The 20,596-nt window shown below is 61.8% G+C and carries 17 protein-coding genes; 12 read left to right on the top strand and 5 right to left on the bottom strand.

Going from position 1 to position 20,596, the window contains the following annotated elements:
- Positions 1-132: 132 nt before the first annotated feature.
- Positions 133-1,200 (top strand): alpha/beta hydrolase family protein, encoded by a 1,068-nt coding sequence (locus tag LT42_RS05255; RefSeq protein ID WP_037010502.1) that lies wholly within the window; start codon positions 133-135, stop codon positions 1,198-1,200.
- A gap of 42 nt (positions 1,201-1,242) precedes the next feature.
- Here LT42_RS05255 and LT42_RS05250 read toward each other — a convergent pair whose 3' ends face one another.
- The 5 genes from LT42_RS05250 to LT42_RS05230 all read right to left on the bottom strand — a co-directional run bounded on the left by LT42_RS05250 (position 1,243) and on the right by LT42_RS05230 (position 5,985).
- Positions 1,243-2,118, bottom strand: a complete 876-nt coding sequence (locus tag LT42_RS05250; protein WP_037010501.1) for a TIGR03915 family putative DNA repair protein — start codon at positions 2,116-2,118, stop codon at positions 1,243-1,245.
- The gene (locus tag LT42_RS05245; protein ID WP_037010499.1) at positions 2,115-3,335 is read right to left on the bottom strand and encodes a putative DNA modification/repair radical SAM protein; all 1,221 of its coding nucleotides are present in this window, start codon (positions 3,333-3,335) and stop codon (positions 2,115-2,117) included. Before LT42_RS05245 ends, LT42_RS05250 begins: the two co-directional genes overlap by 4 nt.
- 82 nt (positions 3,336-3,417) lie before the next feature.
- Entirely contained in the window at positions 3,418-4,062 is a 645-nt protein-coding gene (locus LT42_RS05240) for an HAD family hydrolase (RefSeq protein ID WP_037010497.1), read from the bottom strand.
- A 224-nt stretch (positions 4,063-4,286) separates the two neighbouring features.
- Positions 4,287-5,240, bottom strand: coding sequence for a 2-hydroxyacid dehydrogenase (locus LT42_RS05235; RefSeq protein WP_037010496.1), 954 nt, complete (start codon positions 5,238-5,240; stop codon positions 4,287-4,289).
- 199 nt (positions 5,241-5,439) lie between these two features.
- A complete protein-coding gene (locus LT42_RS05230; protein ID WP_037010493.1) occupies positions 5,440-5,985 on the bottom strand; it encodes a cysteine hydrolase family protein in 546 nt (181 codons plus the stop codon).
- A 721-nt stretch (positions 5,986-6,706) separates the two neighbouring features.
- Between LT42_RS05230 and LT42_RS05225 the strand changes: the two genes are divergently transcribed.
- The 11 genes from LT42_RS05225 to LT42_RS05175 all read left to right on the top strand — a co-directional run bounded on the left by LT42_RS05225 (position 6,707) and on the right by LT42_RS05175 (position 19,567).
- On the top strand, positions 6,707-7,828 hold the full coding sequence (locus LT42_RS05225) for a DUF1615 domain-containing protein (protein ID WP_052075096.1): 1,122 nt from the start codon (positions 6,707-6,709) through the stop codon (positions 7,826-7,828).
- Positions 7,829-8,042: 214 nt separating this feature from the next.
- Entirely contained in the window at positions 8,043-8,522 is a 480-nt protein-coding gene (locus tag LT42_RS05220) for a hypothetical protein (RefSeq protein WP_152597648.1), read from the top strand.
- Between the two features lie 267 nt (positions 8,523-8,789).
- Entirely contained in the window at positions 8,790-9,641 is an 852-nt protein-coding gene (locus LT42_RS05215; protein WP_037010491.1) for an STAS domain-containing protein, read from the top strand.
- 4 nt (positions 9,642-9,645) lie between these two features.
- Positions 9,646-10,008, top strand: a complete 363-nt coding sequence (locus tag LT42_RS05210; protein WP_037010489.1) for an STAS domain-containing protein — start codon at positions 9,646-9,648, stop codon at positions 10,006-10,008.
- Positions 10,005-10,409 (top strand): anti-sigma regulatory factor, encoded by a 405-nt coding sequence (locus LT42_RS05205; RefSeq protein WP_037010484.1) that lies wholly within the window; start codon positions 10,005-10,007, stop codon positions 10,407-10,409. Before LT42_RS05210 ends, LT42_RS05205 begins: the two co-directional genes overlap by 4 nt.
- On the top strand, positions 10,400-11,413 hold the full coding sequence (locus tag LT42_RS05200; RefSeq protein ID WP_208855886.1) for an ATP-binding protein: 1,014 nt from the start codon (positions 10,400-10,402) through the stop codon (positions 11,411-11,413). Before LT42_RS05205 ends, LT42_RS05200 begins: the two co-directional genes overlap by 10 nt.
- Complete coding sequence (locus tag LT42_RS05195; protein WP_052075094.1) at positions 11,406-12,281, top strand: sensor histidine kinase; 876 nt, start codon at positions 11,406-11,408, stop codon at positions 12,279-12,281. Before LT42_RS05200 ends, LT42_RS05195 begins: the two co-directional genes overlap by 8 nt.
- Positions 12,271-14,211: a response regulator gene (locus LT42_RS05190; RefSeq protein ID WP_037010482.1), complete on the top strand. Its 1,941-nt coding sequence runs from the start codon at positions 12,271-12,273 to the stop codon at positions 14,209-14,211. The genes LT42_RS05195 and LT42_RS05190 overlap by 11 nt, the downstream gene beginning before the upstream one ends.
- A gap of 154 nt (positions 14,212-14,365) precedes the next feature.
- Entirely contained in the window at positions 14,366-16,621 is a 2,256-nt protein-coding gene (locus LT42_RS05185; protein ID WP_037010480.1) for an ATP-binding protein, read from the top strand.
- A 19-nt stretch (positions 16,622-16,640) separates the two neighbouring features.
- The gene (locus LT42_RS05180) at positions 16,641-17,102 is read left to right on the top strand and encodes a response regulator (RefSeq protein WP_037010478.1); all 462 of its coding nucleotides are present in this window, start codon (positions 16,641-16,643) and stop codon (positions 17,100-17,102) included.
- Positions 17,103-17,170: 68 nt separating this feature from the next.
- Positions 17,171-19,567, top strand: a complete 2,397-nt coding sequence (locus LT42_RS05175) for a hybrid sensor histidine kinase/response regulator (protein ID WP_037010476.1) — start codon at positions 17,171-17,173, stop codon at positions 19,565-19,567.
- Positions 19,568-20,596 lie beyond the last annotated feature (1,029 nt).

Raw genomic sequence — 20,596 nt, 5'->3', positions numbered from 1 at the left:
GTCGAACATCAAACGTTTCGGAATGTTATCCAACCCCAAGGGTCAGATAGCCACAGACTCCGTGTTTACGGGGCTTCAGACCACGAGCGTCTGAATCGGCAGCCAGGGATTGATAAGGTGAGGGGCATTGCAATGATGCGTCTTTGTGCAGTGATGATGATCAGCCTGCTGGGCAGCCTGCTTTCGGTGCAGGCCAGCGAGCTGCAAACCTGGAGCGTTGGCTTTCACGAGCTGACCTTCCTCGATCCGCTGGATTCGCAGCCGATGCACGCCTACGCCTTTTACCCTTCCACCGACGAGGAGCACATCACCCGCGTCCAGGGCTATCCCATCGAGGCGACGCAAGACGCCACCATCGCCATGGGTCGGTTTCCGCTGCTGATGTTGTCCCATGGCAATACCGGCACGCCGCTGGCGCAACATGACCTGGCAACGTCGCTCGCGCGCAAGGGCTTTGTGGTGGTGGCGGTGTTTCATCCGGGCGATAACTACATGGACCACAGCCGCCTCGGCAGCCTGAGCAATCTGTACGGGCGCCCGCTGCAGATCTCCGAAGCCATCAGCGCCGCGTTGATCGACCCCATGTTGTCGCCCTATATCAGCGCGCGGCGGGTCGGTGTCATTGGCTACTCCGCTGGCGGCGAGACCGCCTTGATCCTTGCCGGCGCTCAACCGGATTTGCAGCGTCTGCGCCGCTACTGCACCCAGCGCCCGCAGGACCATGACGCTTGCAAAACCCAGGGCGAATTGGTGGCGGACCGCGAAGATTTGCACGCTCAGGCTGACCCGCGTGTGGGCGCGCTGATGTTGATGGCGCCGCTGGGGCTGATGTTTGGCCGTCAGACGCTGGCCGAGGTTCATGTGCCGGTGCTGCTGTACAGCGGAGATGGCGATGAGTTGCTGGCCATCGACAAGAACGCCGAAGCCCTTGCGCGCAAGCTGCCTGACGTCTCGGATTTCAAACTGTTTGCCGGCGCAGGGCATTTTGTGTTCATGGCGCCCTGTGATGATGAGCAGCGGGCCACTCAGCCTGGCCTGTGCACCGATGCGATCGGGGTTAACCGCGAAGACATTCACCGGGACCTGAGCACAGAAGCCGTGCGCTTCTTTGGCACCGCTCTTGGCACCCCGTCCAGTACGGCCGGGATGCAGACCGCCGTGCACCGCGAGTATGGGCCTGTCGACAGCCTGGATCAGTAAAGTTAAGGGTATAGCCTCAGGCCGCGGTGGTTGCGCGGCCGATCAGGCCGATGGCTTGCCACGAATCACCTTGCCGCGTCGTCCACTGATTTCCCGTGCCTGCCCGTCGCGCTGTCCGCCTGTGCGCGCTTCGCTGATCAGGGCGGGAATCAGCGGTCCCTCCGGCAGGTTTTTCCAGAACCGGGCGGGCAGGTGGCCTTGCATGACCTTGGGATTGAGCCGCGCCGGGTTAAAGATATGGCTGTAGTACGTCAGCCAGAGATTGCCATGGGGATCATCCGCGTTGCGCGCCAGCGATTGCCAGGCTTCGGGGCACACGGGTTGATGGAAGAGCTGCTCACCGTCATAAAACACGCCGTCTTTCGGGGTCGCGATCATCCAGCGATGGCGGCCCATGCGGCCGATGAAGTGCTCACTGGCGGTGCGCAGAATGTCGTGGGCCGGCTCGTGCCAGGCGACGTATTCAGGCAGGCGTGTCATCTCCAGTAGGGCGGCTTTGGCCGCAAGGTCTTCTGCGTTGTCGATGACCGGCAGGGCAACAAAGCGCAGAAAGGCATGAAGATGGTGGGCTTCACGGCTGACCTGCTTGAGCCGGCGATGCAGCTCGCTGCCCAGTTTGTCGCCCGCCAGCATCGCCGTGCGATCGCCATGGCTGACCCGCCAGAGCACTTCATACAGCAACGTCCAGCGCTGGTCGCCGCAGTATTGCGCTGCGTTTTGCAGCAACTCCAGCAGCTCCAGCGGAATACGGGCGCGAAAAGGCCCAGGCTCTTCCGGGTAATGGGTGTCACTGGCGAAGAGGTCGGCGTCCTGCTGGACGCTCCAACTGACCTGATCCGGATTGATCTGATGGCTCAGCAGCCAGCGTGCCTGCTGCCGCCACGTCTCGAACGCATCGGCGCAATCCAGAATGATCATCCCCACAACGCCATTTGCTGCGGCTGCGGTTTGTCGCGCAGTTGCTCTCGAAGATCGATGCTTGAGCTCTCGGCTTGTCGCGGGTGGTAGTCGCTGGTGATGATGAACGGCTTGGCTTTGGCCAATACGCAGCGCAGTCGAGTCAGGTCTTCGTAACGAATGCGGCGCTGGCGACGCAATTCCACCAGGCGCTTGGTGGTGCGAATGCCGATGCCCGGAATGCGCGCGATCATCGACGGTTCTGCGCGGTTGAGGTCCAGCGGGAAGATATCCCGGTGCTCCAGCGCCCAGGCCAGTTTCGGATCGATGTCCAGCGCCAGGTGGCCAGGGCCTTGCAGCAGTTCGTTGGCGCTGTAGCCATAGCTGCGCAGCAGGAAGTCAGCCTGATATAGCCGGTGCTCGCGCATCAACGGCGGCGCGGCATGGGGCACGCTTTTCGGGCTGTTGGGAATCGGACTGAACGCTGAGTAATAAACGCGCTTGAGGCGAAAGTCGCCGTACAGCGATTCGGCGGTGTGCAAAATGGTGCTGTCATCGGTTTCGTCAGCGCCGACGATCATCTGTGTGCTTTGCCCTGCGGGGGTGAAGCGTGGTGCCTTGGGCTCGTTCAGCACGGTTTGCTGCCCGGTATAGATCGTTTGCATCGCCTGCTTGATCGAGCCCATCTCCTTTTCCGGCGCCAGGGTCTGCAGGCCCAGTTGAGTGGGCAGTTCGATGTTGACGCTCAGACGGTCTGCATAGCGGCCGGCTTCTTCGATTAGCGCGGGGTCCGCTTCGGGGATGGTCTTGAGGTGGATATAACCGCGGAATTCATGGTCTTCGCGCAGCAGCTTGGCCACGCGGATCAGCTGCTCCATGGTGTAATCCGCCGAGCGGATGATCCCGGAGCTGAGAAACAGGCCGCTGACGCAGTTGCGGCGATAGAAATCCATGGTCAGCGTCACTACTTCTTCCGGACTGAAGCGCGCGCGGGGTACGTCGCTGGAGCGGCGGTTGACGCAGTACTGGCAGTCGTAGAGGCAGAAGTTGGTCAGCAGGATCTTCAGTAGCGACACGCAGCGTCCGTCGGGCGTGTAACTGTGGCAAATGCCCATGCCGGTGCTTGAGCCCAGCCCGGATTTGCCTTCTGAACTGCGTTTGGGCGCCGCGCTGCTGGCGCACGAGGCGTCGTACTTCGCCGCGTCGGCGAGGATGCTCAGCTTGTCGATCAGCTGCATGGATTTTCTCGATACTGTTTTTATGTACAGTATCGAGTTGACAGGTGATGAACAAGGCCCGATCGGATGGATGGCGGTCGGGTTAACTGATGCGCTGTACCAAATCGTTCAATTCGCCGAAGTCTCTGACGCGATGGAAGTTGCGGTTGTCCTTGAACGCCGAAAAATCCGTGTCGCCGTACCCGGCCACTTGTGCGCCGGCACTCAGCCCGGCTTCTACGCCAGGGACACTGTCCTCCACCAGCAGACACTGGGCGGTCGGCAGGCCCAGCAGTTCGGCGGCGTGTTCGATGAGTACTGGCGAGGGCTTCCAGGCCTGCACCTCGTAGGCGCTGACGATCAAGCCATGGAAGACGTCGAGCAAGCCCACCGTGCTCAGGCAGGTTTCGATCTTGCTGCGCGGGCCGTTGGAGGCCACGCACTTGGGCAATGCCAGGTTGCGCACGAATTCCACGGCGCCGGGCATTTCTTCGAGCTTTTCGCGAAGCAGCGGCAGGGTTCGTGTGCGGAACTCGGTGACGATGTCGTCGGCGGGCAGCCACGGGTATTCGCGGCACAGGCCTTCCATGCACAGCGCAAACTGCACGCCACGGAAGCGATGCAGCACTTCCTCGACGCTCAACAACACCTGATGTTTGTCGAGAATCTCGCGCAGCAGTCCGGCGGCCAGCCGTTCGCTGTCCACCAGGGTTCCGTCGCAGTCGAAAATGACGCCGGCAATATTCAAACGGGGCTCTCCTTGTTGCATGTCGCTTTACATGATCGTGTGAGTACGGTTGCAGGCAGCCAACCAGGCTAGGGGCAGTTCGACCGGCATTATCGCGAAAAGTTGGCTTGAGCGGGGCAGGGCTGATGCTCGGCTTGCACGGACGCCGGGGCAGCACCCTTTTTTGCGGATGCCGCTATGCAGGCCGACGCGGTCAATCGTCAGGCCTGCACATGAAGCGCCGGTTACAGCTCGACCGGCGTCACCAGCGTGCCGTCGTTGAAATAACCGCTGACGTTGGCGAACACCAGATCTGCCATGGCCTGACGGGTTTCGTAGGTGCCGGAGCCGATGTGCGGGGTGAGTACCACGTTGTCCAGTTTCAGCAGTTCGGCCGGAACGTTGGGCTCGTCATCAAAGACATCCAGGCCAGCACCGGCAATTTCGGAGGCCAGCAGCGCTGCCACGAGCGCCTTTTCATCCACCACCGTGCCGCGCGCCACGTTGATCAGGAACGACTGAGGCCCCAGCGCTCTGAGGACTTCGGCGTTGATCAGGTGCTGAGTGTCGGGGCCGCCAGGGACGATGACGATCAGGTAATCGGAATCCTGAGCCAGTTCGCGAAGGTCGCCGTAGTGCTGATAGGGCACATCGTCATAGGGCTTGCCGCGACGGAAGTAGGCGATGTTCATCTCGAACGCGGCGGCGCGTTTGGCGATGGTCTTGCCGATCTTGCCCAGACCGACGATGCCGCAGGTCTTGCCGCACAGATCGTTGCCCAGCGGGAACTTGCCATTGGGCCACTGACCCGCCCGCACAAATCGCTCCGCTTCGCTGATGCGCCGGGACACGCACAGCATCAGCGCCATGGCGGTTTCGGCGACCGCGTTGTTGAGTACATCCGGGGTGTTGCTGAGCTTGATGCCTCGGCCCGACAGGTAATCGGTGTCGACGGCGTCATAGCCGACGCCAAAGCTATTGACCACTTCCAGATTCGGCAGGCGATCCAGAAGGGCGTTGTCGGTGCCGAACACGCCGCTGGTGACCACCCCGCGAACCTTGGCGCCGTGGTCCCTGGCCCATTGGTCGACATCGTTGATGTCAGTGCGCTTGTGTACGGTGAAATCACGCTCGAGGTTTTGCATGAGTGACGCATGCATGGCGCCCCAGACCAGAATATCGGCTTTCTTTTCGCTCATTGTTTTCTCCTTATCGTGCGGCCTCTCAGGAAGGCATTGCAGCGCAGACGGACGCCTGGGTGGTCCGGCGTGCCCAGGATTTGTAACACAGGTTGGCGTGGCAAGGCCCGGTTTTGAGCCTTGAGGCAAGAACAGGAGTGGCGCTGGCGCTTTTCGCGCAGCAGCCCCCACAGTCGATGCGACCGGTTACCTGCCGCCGTCAGCCCAGGTGCGTATCGGTGCTTATAACCTCGGCATAGGCGAACCCCAGCGCGGACATGAACGCAGCATGGACGTGGGCGGCGGGTACGGTGGCCCCGTCGAATTCCAGATCGCGGCTGGCGCAGGCATCATGGATCACCTTCACCTTGTAGCCCAGGTCTGCCGCCGCACGGGCAGTGGCGTCGATGCACATGTGGCTCATGGCGCCGATGATGACCAATTGCTCGATGCCTTTGTCCTCAAGCAATGCCTGCAATCCCGTTTCGCGAAACGAGTTGGGGAAATGCTTGAGCACCTCGGCTTCGTGCTCCTGCCGCGCTACCTTGGGGTGCAGTTGTGCGCCGTCGGAGCCCGGCGCGAAGAAGGGGGCGTCATCACTGCCGGCCTCGTGCCGGATGTAAACCACGAGGTCGCCGGCATTGCGCGCGGCCTGTATGACTTTTGCAGCGTTGTCGGCAGCAGCGTCGGCGCCCGCCAGGGGCCATTTTCCGCCGGGAAAATAATCGTTCTGGATGTCGACTACGATAAGCGCTGTGCGAGTCATGGGGTGCTTCCTTGATGGAGGGCTTGAGGTCGAGGAGTATTGCGCATTCGGGCCCGGGGCTAAAGCTGATCTGCAAGGCGATAGGCTTCCCGGCTGAAGCCGGTCCTACTGGGGAACACGGCACTTGAGTAGGACCGGCTTCAGCCGGGAAGAGGCCAGCGCGTACACCCTTTATTTCGCAGCGTGGCCACCGACGCTTTCCCGGCTGAAGTCGGTCCCACGGGGATACGCGGTGGTTAAGTGGGACCGGCTTTAGCCGGGAAGAGGCCAGTGGGCGCACCGCTTATTTGCAGCGTGGCCACAGACGCCTTCCCGGCTGAAGCCGGTCCCAAGGGGATATGCGGTGCTTGAGTGGGACTGGCTTTAGCTGGGAAGAGGCCAGTGGGCGTACTCTGTATTTTGCAGCGTGGCCACCGACGCTTTCCCGGCTGAAGCCGGTCCCACGGGGATATGCGGTGCTTGAGTAGGACTGGCTTTAGCCGGGAAGAGGCCAGTGGGCGCACCGCTTATTTGCAGCGTGGCCACCGACGCTTTCCCGGCTGAAGCCGGTCCCACTTGGGGCGACTGTTCCCGGCTGAAGCTGGTCCCATTGGTGATAGGCGGCGGTTAGATGGGTCTGGTGTTGTTTGAGGTGGCGCAGAGCGCATTTGGTGGAGTAATGAATCAGCAGCGTTTGCCGAGGTCCATAGCCCGCCACTTAATGCATACACAGCGAGAAGTCATGCCAGTGAAAGGATTCCACCGCCATCTCCCGGCCCTTGTCAGCCTGATCCTGTTGACAGTGCTCGCCGGTTGCAGCACCCAGCGCAATCAGGCACCCGCTCCGGAGCCTGCCGTGGTGCGCAGCGAAATTGTGCGGTTGTTACCTGCCAGCGTCGCGGACCGTCAAGCCTGGGCGCAGGACATCCAAACGGCCTTTGAGGCGCAGAAGATCGACCCCAGCGTCGAAAACCTGTGCTCCGTCGTCGCGGTGACCGAGCAGGAGTCGAATTTTCAGGTCGACCCCGCCGTGCCCGGCATGGGCAAGATCGCTCAGGATGAAATCGACCGCCGCGCCAGCAAGGCGCACATTCCCAATCTATTGGTCCGCAGCGCGCTGGACATACGCTCATCCACTGGCAAAACCTATAGCGAACGGCTCAGCGCAGCGCGCACTGAAAAAGACCTGAGCGCAATTTTCGATGACTTCATCGGCATGGTGCCGCTCGGCCGGACGCTGTTTGGCAACTTCAACCCGGTGCACACCGCAGGCCCCATGCAGGTCAGTATTGAGTTCGCCGAGCGCCAGGCCCGTGGTTACCCGTATCCGGTCGAGGGTTCGATTCGTCATGAAGTCTTCAGCCGCCGGGGCGGGCTGTATTTCGGCATCGCCCATCTGCTGGGTTATCCGGTCAGCTACGACAAGCCGCTGTACCGCTTTGCCGATTTCAACGCCGGCTGGTACGCCAGCCGCAACGCCGCATTTCAGAGCGCTCTGGCGAGGGTGTCCGGCAAACGCCTGGCGCTGGATGGCGACCTGATCAGTTACGGCTTCGGCCCCGCGCTGGGGCAGACCGAGCTGGCGGTTCGCAGCCTGTATCCGCGTCTGGACATGCGCAACACGACGATTCGCAGTCAATTGGAGAAGGGCGAAACCCTGGCGTTTGAAGATACCGAGCTGTACCAGCGGGTGTTCGACATGGCGGATCAGGCGGCCGGCAAGCCGCGGCCCAGAGCGATACTGCCGGGCATCGTGCTGGAGAGCCCGAAGATCACGCGCAAGCTGACCACTGCCTGGTTCGCGCAGCGTGTGGAGGAACGCCGCGTGCGCTGCATGGCGCGCGCGTCGGGTTCCTTGAAGTGAGGTCAGCTGCGTTGCATGCGCCGTTCATCCGGTCAGAGGCACCCGCGCCGCGCTGCCCGTTCAGATATCAATCTGCGGCGCGGACGCGTTCTGCGCTGCCGTTTGATTTGCAGGAGCTTTGCTTGTGAACCGTGACATCGATACGCCGACCATCATTACCAGCAGCAACCCGGCCGCCGAGCAGCAGGCGGCAGAAGCGCAAGTGGCCGATGCCATGCTGTTCGGTTCTCCAAAGGACCGGCTGGATTTTTACCGCAAGGAAATTCAGTACGAAACTGCCATTCTGTCCGATCGGACCAACGCCTATTTGTCCGCCCAGTCTTTTCTGGTGATCGCATTTGCTTCATCGATGGCTAACCTGAACCCCGAGTGGGGCAAGATGTTCACCCTGGTGGTCCCGCCATTCCTGACACTGCTCGGGCTGATCAGCTCCATGCACGCATGGCCCGGAATAAGGGCCGCCTACGAGATCATCGATCACTGGCATTTCAAGCAGGCGCAGTTGCTCAGCAGTCAGCCGGCAATGGGCCTGGCCTACGACGACTCGCCGCTGTTCAGCGAGCACGAGTCGAGCGAGAAGGGCTATCGCAAATCCCTCCTCTTCTCCATGCGCACGCCGTGGCTGTTCACGGTGTTCTGGTTCTTGCTGGGCGCGTTTTCCATCTATGTCCAGGTTATCGATAGCGTGTTCTGACTACGCCTGGCGCGGTGCGGAATCGAAAACGCAGTAACCAGCTGATGTTACCTTGACATTAATTCTTGGCAGGCGTATTTCGTCTGCCGGTTCTCGCCCGTTAACGCGTCCGTCACCTGGCGCCCCAGCAGTGCTGCTGTCTCACGCCTCGCTGTAACGTGCCGATACCTTTACGTACCACTGTTTTTACTTCACCCGAAGCCCGTTTATCACAGGCCTGCACACGTCGATCCGTGCCGACGATGCGCACAACTGGAGCCACACCTTATGGCAGCAATGCAGCAAACCACCGTTGATTCAATCAAGAACGCCCAATCCCAACTGGCCGTTCAGTGGCACGCCGATCTTGAAGCCAGCGGCGCAACACGCAACCTCAAACCCGAGGAAATCCGCCAGCAAGTCGCCGACTTCCTGAGCCTGCTGACCTCCGCGCTGTCCAAGGGCGGCTCCGTCAACATCACCACAGCCGAGTGGGATGACGTTCGCCACTTCCTGGAAAAACTGTCCAGCCAGCGTGCCCTGGCCGGTCAGGATTCTCAACAGACCGCCAGCTTCATCTTCGCCCTCAAAGGCCCGCTGTTCGCTCAGCTGCAGCGTGACTTTGCCGATCAGCCTGCACTGATTGCCGAGCAAGTGCTCCAAATCTCCGAACTGCTCGACGGCTTGGCGCTGCACACCATTCGCACGTACCAGAAATCCCGCGAAGCGGTAATCAAGCGTCAGCAGGAAGAACTGCTGGAGCTGTCCACGCCGGTGGTCAAGCTGTGGGACGGCGTATTGGCGCTGCCGATGATCGGCACCCTCGACTCCCAACGTACCCAGGTGGTGATGGAGTCGCTGCTGCAACGCATCGTCGACACAGGCGCAGAAATTGCCATCATCGACATCACCGGTGTGCCGACCGTCGATACCCTCGTGGCCCAGCACCTGCTCAAAACCGTGACCGCGATCCGCCTGATGGGCGCCGACTGCATCATCAGCGGCGTGCGCCCGCAAATTGCCCAGACCATCGTTCACCTGGGTCTGGACCTGCAGGGCGTCGTCACCAAGGCCAATCTGGCCGACGCACTCGCACTGGCCCTGCGCCGTCTGGGCGTCACCCTCACCAGGGCGGTATGAGGCCATGGAGCGCATCCCGATTCTGCAGATGGGCGACTTTCTGCTCGTGACCATTCAGGTGGACATGCATGACCAGCTTGCGCTGACGCTGCAGGACGATTTGTCCGAACGCATCAGCCGCACCTCGGCACGCGGCGTGTTGATCGACATCTCGGCGCTGGACATGGTGGATTCATTCATCGGCCGGATGATCGGCATGATTTCCGGGCTGTCGCGGATCATGGACGCCGAGACCGTGCTGGTGGGCATGCAGCCGGCCGTGGCGATCACCCTGGTCGAACTGGGCATGACCCTGCCGGGCGTCAGCACCGCGCTCAACGTCGAGCGCGGCATGAAGCTGTTGCGCGAGCGGGCCTATTCCCAATGAGCGTGCGCAGCAGCGGCTCTCAACCGATTCGCATCGAGCAGGATGTGGTGCTGGCGCGTCAGGCCGCGCGCAAGCTGGCACAGGACTGCGGCATGCGCCTGATTGACCTGACCAAGCTGGTAACGGCGGTCAGCGAGCTGGCGCGAAACACCATGGTCTACGGCGGTGGCGGTGACATGGACTGGGAGATCGTCGATGAAGGCGTGCGCGTCGGCTTGCGTCTGACCTTTCGTGACGAAGGCCCGGGCATTCCTGACCTCAAGCTGGCGCTGACCGACGGCTGGACGTCCGGTGGAGGGCTGGGGTTGGGCCTGACCGGAGCCAGGCGGCTGGTCGATGATTTCGAGCTCGACACGGCTCCCGGCGCAGGTACGCGCGTGATGATCTGCAAATGGACCTGAGCCTGCACAGCCACATCACGCAGGTTTTGCCCATCGAGGACACCAGTCACGTCGGTCACGCGCGGCGCACGGTGCAGAAGCTCGCCGAGCAGGCAGGCTTCGATGAAACCGATGGCGGGCGTGTGGCACTGGTGGTGACCGAGCTGGCGAGCAACATCCTCAAGCACGCGCGAAGCGGCGAGTTGCACGTACGCCTGCTGCCGGGCGAGGTGCAGGGCGTCGAACTCATCGCCATCGACCGTGGCAACGGCTTCGACGTGCAGGCGTGCATGGCTGACGGTTTTTCCACACGCGGCACCCAGGGCATCGGCCTGGGTTCGGTGCTGCGTCAGGCGCAGGTGTTCGACGTCCACAGCGATGCGCGAGGCAGCGTCTTGCTGGCGCGGTTTTTTCCGCGCAACAGCCGCGTGAAAGACCTGCGCATGGGCATCACCCAGCATTCGTTGCACAACGACCCCGCCTGCGGGGACGTGTGGGAGGTGGCGGTCAAGGGTCGGCAGATGTCAATTTTAATGATCGACGGCCTGGGTCACGGTCCTGAAGCGCAGGAGGCGGGCATGGCGGGCGCTCGGGCGTTCATTCGTAACCCGTTCGCCGACCCTGGCGCATTGCTCGAGGACCTGCATTTCGACATGCGCGGCAGCCGTGGCGGCGCTGCTGCCCTGGCGCGCTTTGACGGTAATACCGGGACCTTGCGCTTCACCGGCATCGGCAACATCGGCGCCACGCTGATTGGTGACGACAAGCCACGGGGTATCCCGTCCCATCCGGGCATTGTCGGCCTTCAGTATCGCAAGATCGCGCCGATTGACTACGGCGACTGCACCGGGCAGCTGTTGATCATGTTCAGTGATGGCCTGCAATCGCGTTGGAATCTTCGCGATTACCCGGGTCTGATGTACCGACACCCGGCGATCATTGCAGCGGTCCTGCATCGCGATTTCTGCCGGGGCAGGGATGACGTAACGGTATTGGTGATGGCTCTGGAGACGCTTGATGACTGACAACAACGCCCATGCTGCGCAGGTGGACAGCGCCGAGCTGGAACGCTTGCGCGCTGAATCGGCCTCCTTGCGTGCCGAGCTCGACGAAACCAATCAGGGCGTGCTGGCCCTGTATGCCGAGCTTGACACCCAGGCGGACCAGTTGCGTCAGGCCTCCGACCTGAAAAGCCGCTTCCTGTCCTACATGAGCCACGAATTCCGCACGCCGCTGGGCTCCATTCTCAGCATCGCCAGCTTGTTGTCCGATGAACTGGACGGGCCGCTAAGCCCCGAGCAACACAAGCAGGTTGCGTTTGTCAGCACGGCTGCGCGCGAATTGAGCGACATGGTCGATGATCTGCTGGATCTGGCCAAGATCGAAGCCGGGCGGATCAACATCTCGCCGGCCTGGTTCGACATGTTCGACCTGTTCTCGGCGCTGCGCGGGATGTTCCGGCCTATCGTCGACGCGTCCGCCGTGGACTTGATATTCGAACAGCCGGCGGGCCTGCCCAGGCTGTACACCGACGATCAGAAACTCGGCCAGATCCTGCGCAATTTCATTTCCAATTCCTTGAAGTTCACCCAGCGCGGCGAAGTGCGGGTTTCTGCCCGGCTCGAAAACGAGCAGTCGGTGCGCTTTGCGGTGACCGACACCGGCATTGGTATCCCGCAGGAACTCCACGGGGCCTTGTTCGAAGACTTCATTCAGGTCGACTCGCCGCTGCAGAAGCGCCTGCGCGGGACCGGTCTGGGCCTGTCGCTGTGCAAGCGCTTCGCCGAGTTGCTGGGCGGTCATGTGGGTGTGGAAAGCGAGCCCGGAGTGGGCTCGACCTTCTACGTGGTGATTCCGCTGGCGCTTGCCCAGGAGCTTGCCGATGAAGCCTGAAACCCGGTTACTGATCGTCGATGACAACACCGCTACGCGCTACGCGTTGCGTCGGCGCATGGAGCGTCAGGGTTTCAGGGTGTCGGAAGCCGGGACGGGGACTGACGGGCTGGCCATGATCGAAGCGCAAATACCCGATGCGCTGATTCTGGACGTCAACCTGCCGGACATGAGCGGCTTCGACATCGTCCGTCAGTTACGCGCGGCTCCACGCACGGCGCTGTTGCCGGTGGTGCATGTATCGGCGGCGTCGATCCAGACCGGCGACATCGTCACCGGCCTGGAAGCGGGCGCGGACGCCTACCTGGTGCATCCGGTTGACCCGGACGTGCTGCTCGCCACCCTGCGCACCCTGCTCAGGGTGCGTGACACCGAATACGCGCTGCGCGAAAGCGAGGAGCGTTTTCGCGAGATTTTCGCCAACGTGTCGGCGCCGATTGCGGTGGTGGACGGCAGCCTGAAGGTGCACGAAGCCAATCATGCGTTCGCCCAGTTACTGGGAGAAGACGCCGACGAAGGCGCGGTGCTGCGCAGCTTCAGCGCCGATCAGGGTTTGGCGGTAGACGGCCTGCGAGAGGCGCTGGAAGCCGGTGAGCGCTGGATGGGCACGCTGAGCATGCGCGTCCATGGCGAACTGCGCGAGACCGAGTGGCAGGTGTCGCCCTATCGGGTGCCCGGCATGAGCCTGGTGTTCATCGAGGACGTCACCGAGCATCGACGCCGCGAACAGTCGCACCTGCAGCAGCTGGACTCCGTCACTAGCCGGCTGGCCCATGAAGTCGCCGAACGTGCGCGCACTGAAGAGCAGCTGCTGCAAGCGCAGAAGATGGACGCCATCGGCAAACTCACCGGCGGCATCGCCCATGACTTCAATAACCTGCTGACGGGCATTGTCACTGGCCTTGAGCTGGTCAAAAAACGCACCGAAGACGGCCGTACCGACAAGGTCATGGCCTACGCCGATGCAGCCCTGGCCTCGGCCCGCAGCGCGTCGGCGCTGACCCATCGTCTGTTGGCGTTCGCCCGCCAGCAACCGCTGGACAACCGCGCCACCGACGTGAACCAGCACGTGCGCTCACTGGAGGACCTGCTGGGGCGCACGATCGGCAAAGGCATAGGGCTCACTCTGGACCTTACCTCGCTGGGCGCCGTTGCGATGGTTGACGCCGGGCAGCTGGAAAGCGCGGTGCTGAATCTGGTCATCAATGCCCGCGATGCCTTGCCCAAAGGCGGGAACGTCTGGATCAGCACCTTTGAAACGTATTCCAAGGGCCATGCACGCATGGCTGACGGCCCGTACATCGCGTTGTCGGTGCGAGATGACGGTGTAGGGATCGAGCATCAACTGATCGACAAGGTTTTCGACCCGTTCTTCACCACCAAACCCATCGGCCAGGGCACCGGCCTGGGGCTGTCGACCATCTACGGCTTCGCGCGGCAGTCCGGCGGCGACGTGCACATCCGTAGCGTGGTCGGGCACGGTACGGAGGTCACGCTGATGTTGCCGGCCGCACAGGGACGCAGCGTCGAGCCGCAGCAACCTTCTGCCGTTGCTGCACAAGGGGCAGGGGAGCACGTACTGATTGTCGAAGACACCGACTCGGTGCGCATGTTCGTCAACGAGGTGCTGACCGATGCCGGTTACCGCTGCACCCAGGCGGCAGACGTTGCCACGGCGCTGGCGTACCTCGAAAACGACCCCACGATCGACCTGCTGCTGACGGACGTAGGCATGCCGGAAATGAACGGCCGCGAGGTGGCCCAGCGCGGCCGTGGGTGGCGACCGGAGCTGCCGGTGCTGTTCATGACCGGGTACGCCGAAAATGCACTCAATCGACAGGATTTTCTCGGCGAGCGAATGGACATGATCCTCAAGCCGTTCCAGTTGGTGGAGTTTTTGTTGAAAGTCAGGGCAATGGTCGATGCCTGATGCAAACGAATGGTTATTTCGTAGAAATCAGCTACATGACGGTATTTGAGCTGCGTTGTTTTTGTTACCGTGTACGTCATTCCAACCCGGGCGTTTGTCCGGAAGCCATGGCCTGCGCCGTTTGTCCAAACGTTGAAGGTTGAAGGAGACACGTTTGACCCTCAGCCACGACCTCCAGCAAAGCGCAATCGACAATTGCGCACGCGAACCCATCCAGATTCCCGGCAGCATCCAGCCCCAGGGTTTCCTGATGGTCATTGATGAGAGCACCTCGACCGTCGTGCAGGTCAGTGCCAATGTCAGCGACTGGCTCGGGCTTGACCCGCAGTCGCTGATTGGCGCTGTCCTGAGCGACGTCTTCGTGGAGCCTGACCGGCTGCTTCGCGGCTTGCGCAACCTGCCTGAAGAAGAACACAACCCCTTCCACCTGGGCGATGTGAGCTTCCTGCAGGGCACGCGTGCCGGGCAGCCGATGACGATGATGGTCCACCGACATGACCAGGTCCTGATCGCCGAGTTCGAGCAGGCCGGCGACATGGCCACGGCCTACAGCAACGTGTACCCGCTGATGCGTGGTTTCATCAGCCAGATGAACGAAAGCGAGAGCATCGCCGAGCTCTGCCAGCGCTCTGCTGCCGAGGTCAAGCGCATCACCGGCTTTGGCCGGGTCAAGGCTTACCACTTCGACGCTGAAGGCAATGGCCTGGTCAATGCCGAGATGGCGGACGACGACTACGAAAGCCTGCTCGGCCTGAGCTTCCCGGCGTCCGACATCCCGGCCCAGGCCCGTGCGCTGTATCTGGCCAACCGCATCCGCGTGATCGAAGACGCCAACTACCAGCCCGCAGCGTTGATCCCCGAGCACAATCCGTTGACCGGTGCGCCGCTCGACCTGACCTACGCGACCCTGCGCAGCGTCTCACCGGTGCATCTGCAGTACATGCGCAACATGGGCACGCTGGCATCGATGTCCATTTGCATTGTGGTCCGAGGCAAGCTCTGGGGCCTGATCTCCTGTCATCACGCCACGCCACGGCGGGTCAGCTTCCAGACCCGTACGGCATGTGAACTGCTGGGCAGCGTGTTGTCCCTGCAGATCGAAAGCAAAGAGGCCCAGGCCGACAACCAGCGGATGCTCAGCCTGCGCCGGCAGATCGTGCAGATGCTCGCCGCCATGGCGGATCTGGACAGCGTGACGGGCGGCCTGCGCTCGATGCCCGATGTGCTGCTGAATTTTGTCGGCGCCACCGGTGCGGCGGTGATTTCAGGCGCCAGTGTCGATGTGTACGGTGACACACCCAAGCGCGACGAAATTCTCAGGCTGACGGACTGGCTGAGCGATCACCAGCCTCACGAGGTCTTTCGCTCGGACAACGTCAGCCGTGACATTCCCGAATTACCGGCACTCGCTGCCAGCGTCAGCGGCGTGCTGTCGACGGCCATTTCCGAGCTGCACTCGAACTTCATCATCTGGTTCCGCCCCGAGCAGACCCGCGTGGTCAATTGGGCCGGCAAGCCGGAAAAGAGTGTTGGTCCGACCGGCTCGCTGAACCCGCGCAACAGCTTTGCGCTGTGGCAGGAGACGGTCAGCGGGTTCTCCTTGCCCTGGGACGATATGGACGTCGAGGCGGTGATCGAGCTGCGTGCTGCGGTGTTGGGCATCGTGCTGCGAAAGGCTGAAGAGATGGCTGCGCTGGCCGATGAACTGAAGAAGTCCAACAAGGAACTCGAAGCGTTTTCCTACAGCGTGTCCCACGACTTGCGCGCGCCTTTGCGCCACATCGCCGGTTACGCCGAGCTGCTGGGCGATACCGAAGGCACCAAGCTGTCGACCCGCGGCGTGCGCTTTCTGGAAAACATCAGCGAGTCGGCGCGCTTCGCCGGCACACTGGTCGACAACCTGCTGAGTTTTTCGCAGATGGGCCGCTCGGCCATGCGCTTTTCCGACGTGGACATGAATGCCATGGTGGAGTCGATCCGCCGTGAAATGTTGCCCGATTACGAAGGCCGCGCGCTGGAATGGAAAGTCCAGGAACACCTGCCGGTGGTCATCGCCGATGCCGCGTTTTTGCACCTGGCCATGCGCAACCTGCTGTCCAACGCGATCAAGTACAGCCGCACGCGTGACCCGGCGGTGATCGAAGTCGGCAGCTACGAAGAAGACGGCAAGGTCGTGGTGTTTGTTCGCGACAACGGCGTGGGCTTCGACATGGCGTACGCCAGCAAGCTGTTCGGCGTGTTCCAGCGCTTGCACCGCATGGAGGAGTTTGAAGGGACCGGCATTGGTCTGGCCAGTGTCCGCCGGATTATCGAACGCCATGACGGGACGGTGTGGGCCCATAGCCAGCTGCATCATGGCGCCACCTTTTATTTTGCCCTGCCCAAGCGCAGCGTAAACGCAACCCTTTGAGTGTCGAAGGAGACGCCCAATGCTAAAACCCATTCTTCTGGTGGAAGATAATCCCAACGATCTGGAGCTGACACTTGTCGCCCTCGAGCGTAGCCAGTTGGCCAACGAAGTGATTGTTCTGCGCGACGGCGCCGAAGCGCTCGACTACCTGTTGCGTCGCGGCCAGCATCACGATCGTGTGGCGGGGAACCCGGCAGTCATGCTGCTGGACCTGAAACTGCCCAAAATCGATGGTCTCGAAGTGCTTAAGGTGATTCGCGAAACCGAAGAACTGCGCAGCATCCCCGTGGTCATGCTCACTTCGTCGCGTGAAGAGCCTGATTTGCAGCGTGCGTACTCGTTGGGGGTGAACGCTTACGTGGTCAAACCGGTCGAATTCAAGGAATTTGTGTCGGCGATTTCTGACCTCGGGGTGTTCTGGGCTGTGCTCAACGAGCCACCGCCGGGCTCGCTGCGTCTGAATCGCCGCGCCAGCTCCTGACATCCGGGCAAAGCGCACCGCCGCGCCTCCCTGGCCGCGCGGCCTTTTGGAAAGAATGACGATTATTCATGGCGTTAACCCATCTCAAATTGCTTTTGGTCGAAGACAGTTCGCTTGATGCCGAGCTGATCCTGCTCACCCTCGAAAACAGCGGACTGAAAATCGACGCGACGTTGGTCTTCAATCACCAGGACGTCGAGCGCGAGCTGCTGGCCGCGCGTTTTGACCTCATTCTCAGCGACTATCTTCTGCCTGGTTCGTCCGGCGCGGATGTGCTTAACAGCGCATTGCGCCTGGCGCCGCAGACGCCGTTCATTTTTCTGTCGGGTATTTTCGGCGAGCAGCACGCGGTCGAGATGATGCGCATGGGTGCCATCGACTACGTCCTCAAGCAGAACATGAAGATGCTGCCCAAGGCGGTCATGCGCGCGGTCTCCGAAGTGCAGGAACGCGAAAAGCGCCTGTACGCGGAAAAGACCCTGCAGGTCGCCGAAGTGCGCGCGCACCTGGCGATCGAAGCCGCCGAAATGGGCGTATGGACATACGATCCACGCACCGACATGTTGCTGTGGGACGAGCGCTGCAAGGCGCTGTATGGCGTTGCGGCCGACGCGGCGGTGAGCATGGCGTTCATGTTTTCCCGCTGTCACCCCGCCGATCGCGACCTGTTGCAGAGCAAAGTCACTGCGGCGCTGACCGTCGATACGTCGTTCCAGATCGAGCATCGTCTGTTGACCGACGATGGCAGCGAACGCTGGGTGTTCTCCAATGGCCGCTCGCTGTTCGAAGACGGTAAGTGCGTACGCTTCACCGGGGTCATGCAGGACATCACCGAGCGCAAGAACGCCACGCAAGCGCTGCACCAGCTCAATGAGATCCTCGGTGAGCGGGTGATGCAGCGGACTCGCGAGCGCGACCGCACCTGGGAGTTGTCCAGGGAGCTGCTGGGCGTTCTGCACTTCGATATGACCCCCATTGCGCTCAACCCTGCTTGGGAGGCGACCCTGGGCTGGAGCCGGGAAGATTTCACCCGCCAACGCTTAAGCGAGCTGATTCACCAGGACGACCTTGAGGCTACTCTTCGTGAGACCGCCAGCGTGTCCGAGGGGCACGTCACCACGCGCTTCGTCAATCGCATGCGTCACGCAGACGGTGGCTTTCGCTGGCTGTCGTGGACCATCGTGCCGGACGACGGGCTGATGTATGCCGCCGTGCGTGACATCACCGGTGAGCGTGCCGTGGTAGACGAACTGGCGGCGACCAACAAGCGCCTGCGTGATCAGATCAAGGAGCGCGAGCGGGTCGAGGCTGCATTGCAGCAGATGCAGCGCCTGGAGGTGGTCGGGCAGTTGACGGCCGGTGTTGCCCACGACTTCAACAACCTGCTGACGGTGATCCTCACCAGCGCCAACTTTCTCACGCGGGACCTGGAAAAGGGCGTATTCACCAAATCGCCCCAGCGTCTGCAGAACATTCGTGAAGCGGGCGAGCGGGGCGCGAAGCTCACCAGTCAGCTGCTGTCATTCTCCCGTCGCCAGCGCCTGGAGCCTGTCGCGCTCAACCTCAATGACACCATCGCCGGCATGCGCGAACTGCTCGGCCGAGCGCTGGGTGGGAGCGTGTGGGTAGAGACCGATCTCGCCGAAGACTTGTGGAGTGCGCTGGTCGACCCGACGCAGACCGAGATGATCATCCTCAATCTGGCGATCAATGCGCGGGACGCCATGCCCCAGGGCGGGCAACTGCGCCTGGGCACCTGGAACGAAATTGTCTATCGCCTGCCGCAGCGTCCCGAAGACCCCGAACCGGGTGCCTACGTGGTGCTGTCGGTCAGTGACTCGGGCTGTGGCATGAGCGCGGAGGTGCTGGCCAAGGCCTTCGAACCGTTCTTTACCACCAAGGCCGTGGGCAAGGGCTCGGGCCTGGGACTTGCGCAGGTCTTTGGCTTCGCCAAGCAGTCGGGTGGCGGCGTGAGCATTGATACCGCGGAGAATGCGGGTACAACCTTGCGCGTCTACCTGCCGAGCGTTGCCCGCACGGCGGTGTCGGTGGTCAGCGTCTCCGACATGCCCGGTCGCGCGGATGCCGATGACAAGCACCGCACGATCCTTCTGGTCGATGATGACCCTGACGTGCGTTCCGTGACGGCCATGATGCTGGTCTCGCTGGGCTACTCGGTGGTAGAAGCAGACAGCGGCGAAGAAGCCCTGAAGAAGCTCGACGGCGGCATCGAATTGCTGCTCACCGACTTCGCCATGCCGAACATGACCGGGGGTGAGCTTGCCGAAATCGTCCGGCGCGAACACCCACATCTTCCGATCATGTTCATCACCGGTTTCGCCGACATCGACATTCTGGACGTCGATCCGCAGCTGATCGTGCAGAAGCCGTACAAGGAAGAAGAACTGGCGAAGAAACTGGCGCACGTATTGATGAAGGCGTCGTTGCAGAAGGCTGAAGGCTAAAGGCTAAAGGCCGCGATCTCCTGTAGGAGCGCGCTTGCCCGCGAAAGGGTAGGCCTTTCGGCGAAGATGTTGGATGTGTCGAATTCATTGTAGGCCGCCGACGAAGATGTCGAATGTGCCAACGTCATCGCGGGCAAGCGCGCTCCTACACCGTCCTACATGAATGCTGCGAGATCGCGTGCGCCGCAACTTCTGTAGGAGCCGGCTTGCTGGCGAAGGCGGTGGGTCAGCAAAAAAATATGGCCGGACGAAACGCCATCGCGGGCAAGCGCGCTCCTACACCGTCCTACATGAATGCTGCGAGATCGCGTGCGCCGCAACTTCTGTAGGAGCCGGCTTGCTGGCGAAGGCGGTGGGTCAGCAAAAAAATATGGCCGGACGAAACGCCATCGCGGGCAAGCGCGCTCCTACACCGTCCTACATGCATGCTGCGAGATACCGTGCGCCGCAAATCCGTAGGCGCCGGCTTGCTGGCGAAGGCGGTGGGTTCGGAAAAAAATGTCGACGGACGAAACGCCATCGCGGGCAAGCGCGCTCCTACACCGTCCTACATGCATGCTGCGAGATACCGTGCGCCGCAAATCCGTAGGCGCCGGCTTGCTGGCGAAGGCGGTGGGTTCGGAAAAAAATGTCGACGGACGAAACGCCATCGCGGGCAAGCGCGCTCCTACACCGTCCTACATTCATGCTGCGAGATACCGTGCGCCGCAAATCCGTAGGAGCCGGCTTGCTGGCGAAGGCGGTGGGTCCGCAAAAAAATATGGACGCACGAAACGCCATCGCGGGCAAGCTTCTACACCGTCATACATCCATGTTGCGAGATCGCGTGCGCCGCAAATCCGTAGGAGCCGGCTTGCTGGCGAAGGCGTTGGGTCCGCGAAAATTATATCGACTGCCGAAACGTTATCGCGGGCAAGCGCGCTCCTACACCGTCATATATTCATGCTGCGAGATCGCGTGCGCCGCAAATCCGTAGGAGCCGGCTTGCTGGGGAAGGCGTTGGGTCCGCGAAAATTATATCGACTGACG

Origin of the sequence: Pseudomonas lutea, from assembly GCF_000759445.1 — a bacterium.
Lineage (GTDB): Bacteria > Pseudomonadota > Gammaproteobacteria > Pseudomonadales > Pseudomonadaceae > Aquipseudomonas > Aquipseudomonas lutea.
This window is presented reverse-complemented; position numbering and strand designations above follow the sequence as displayed.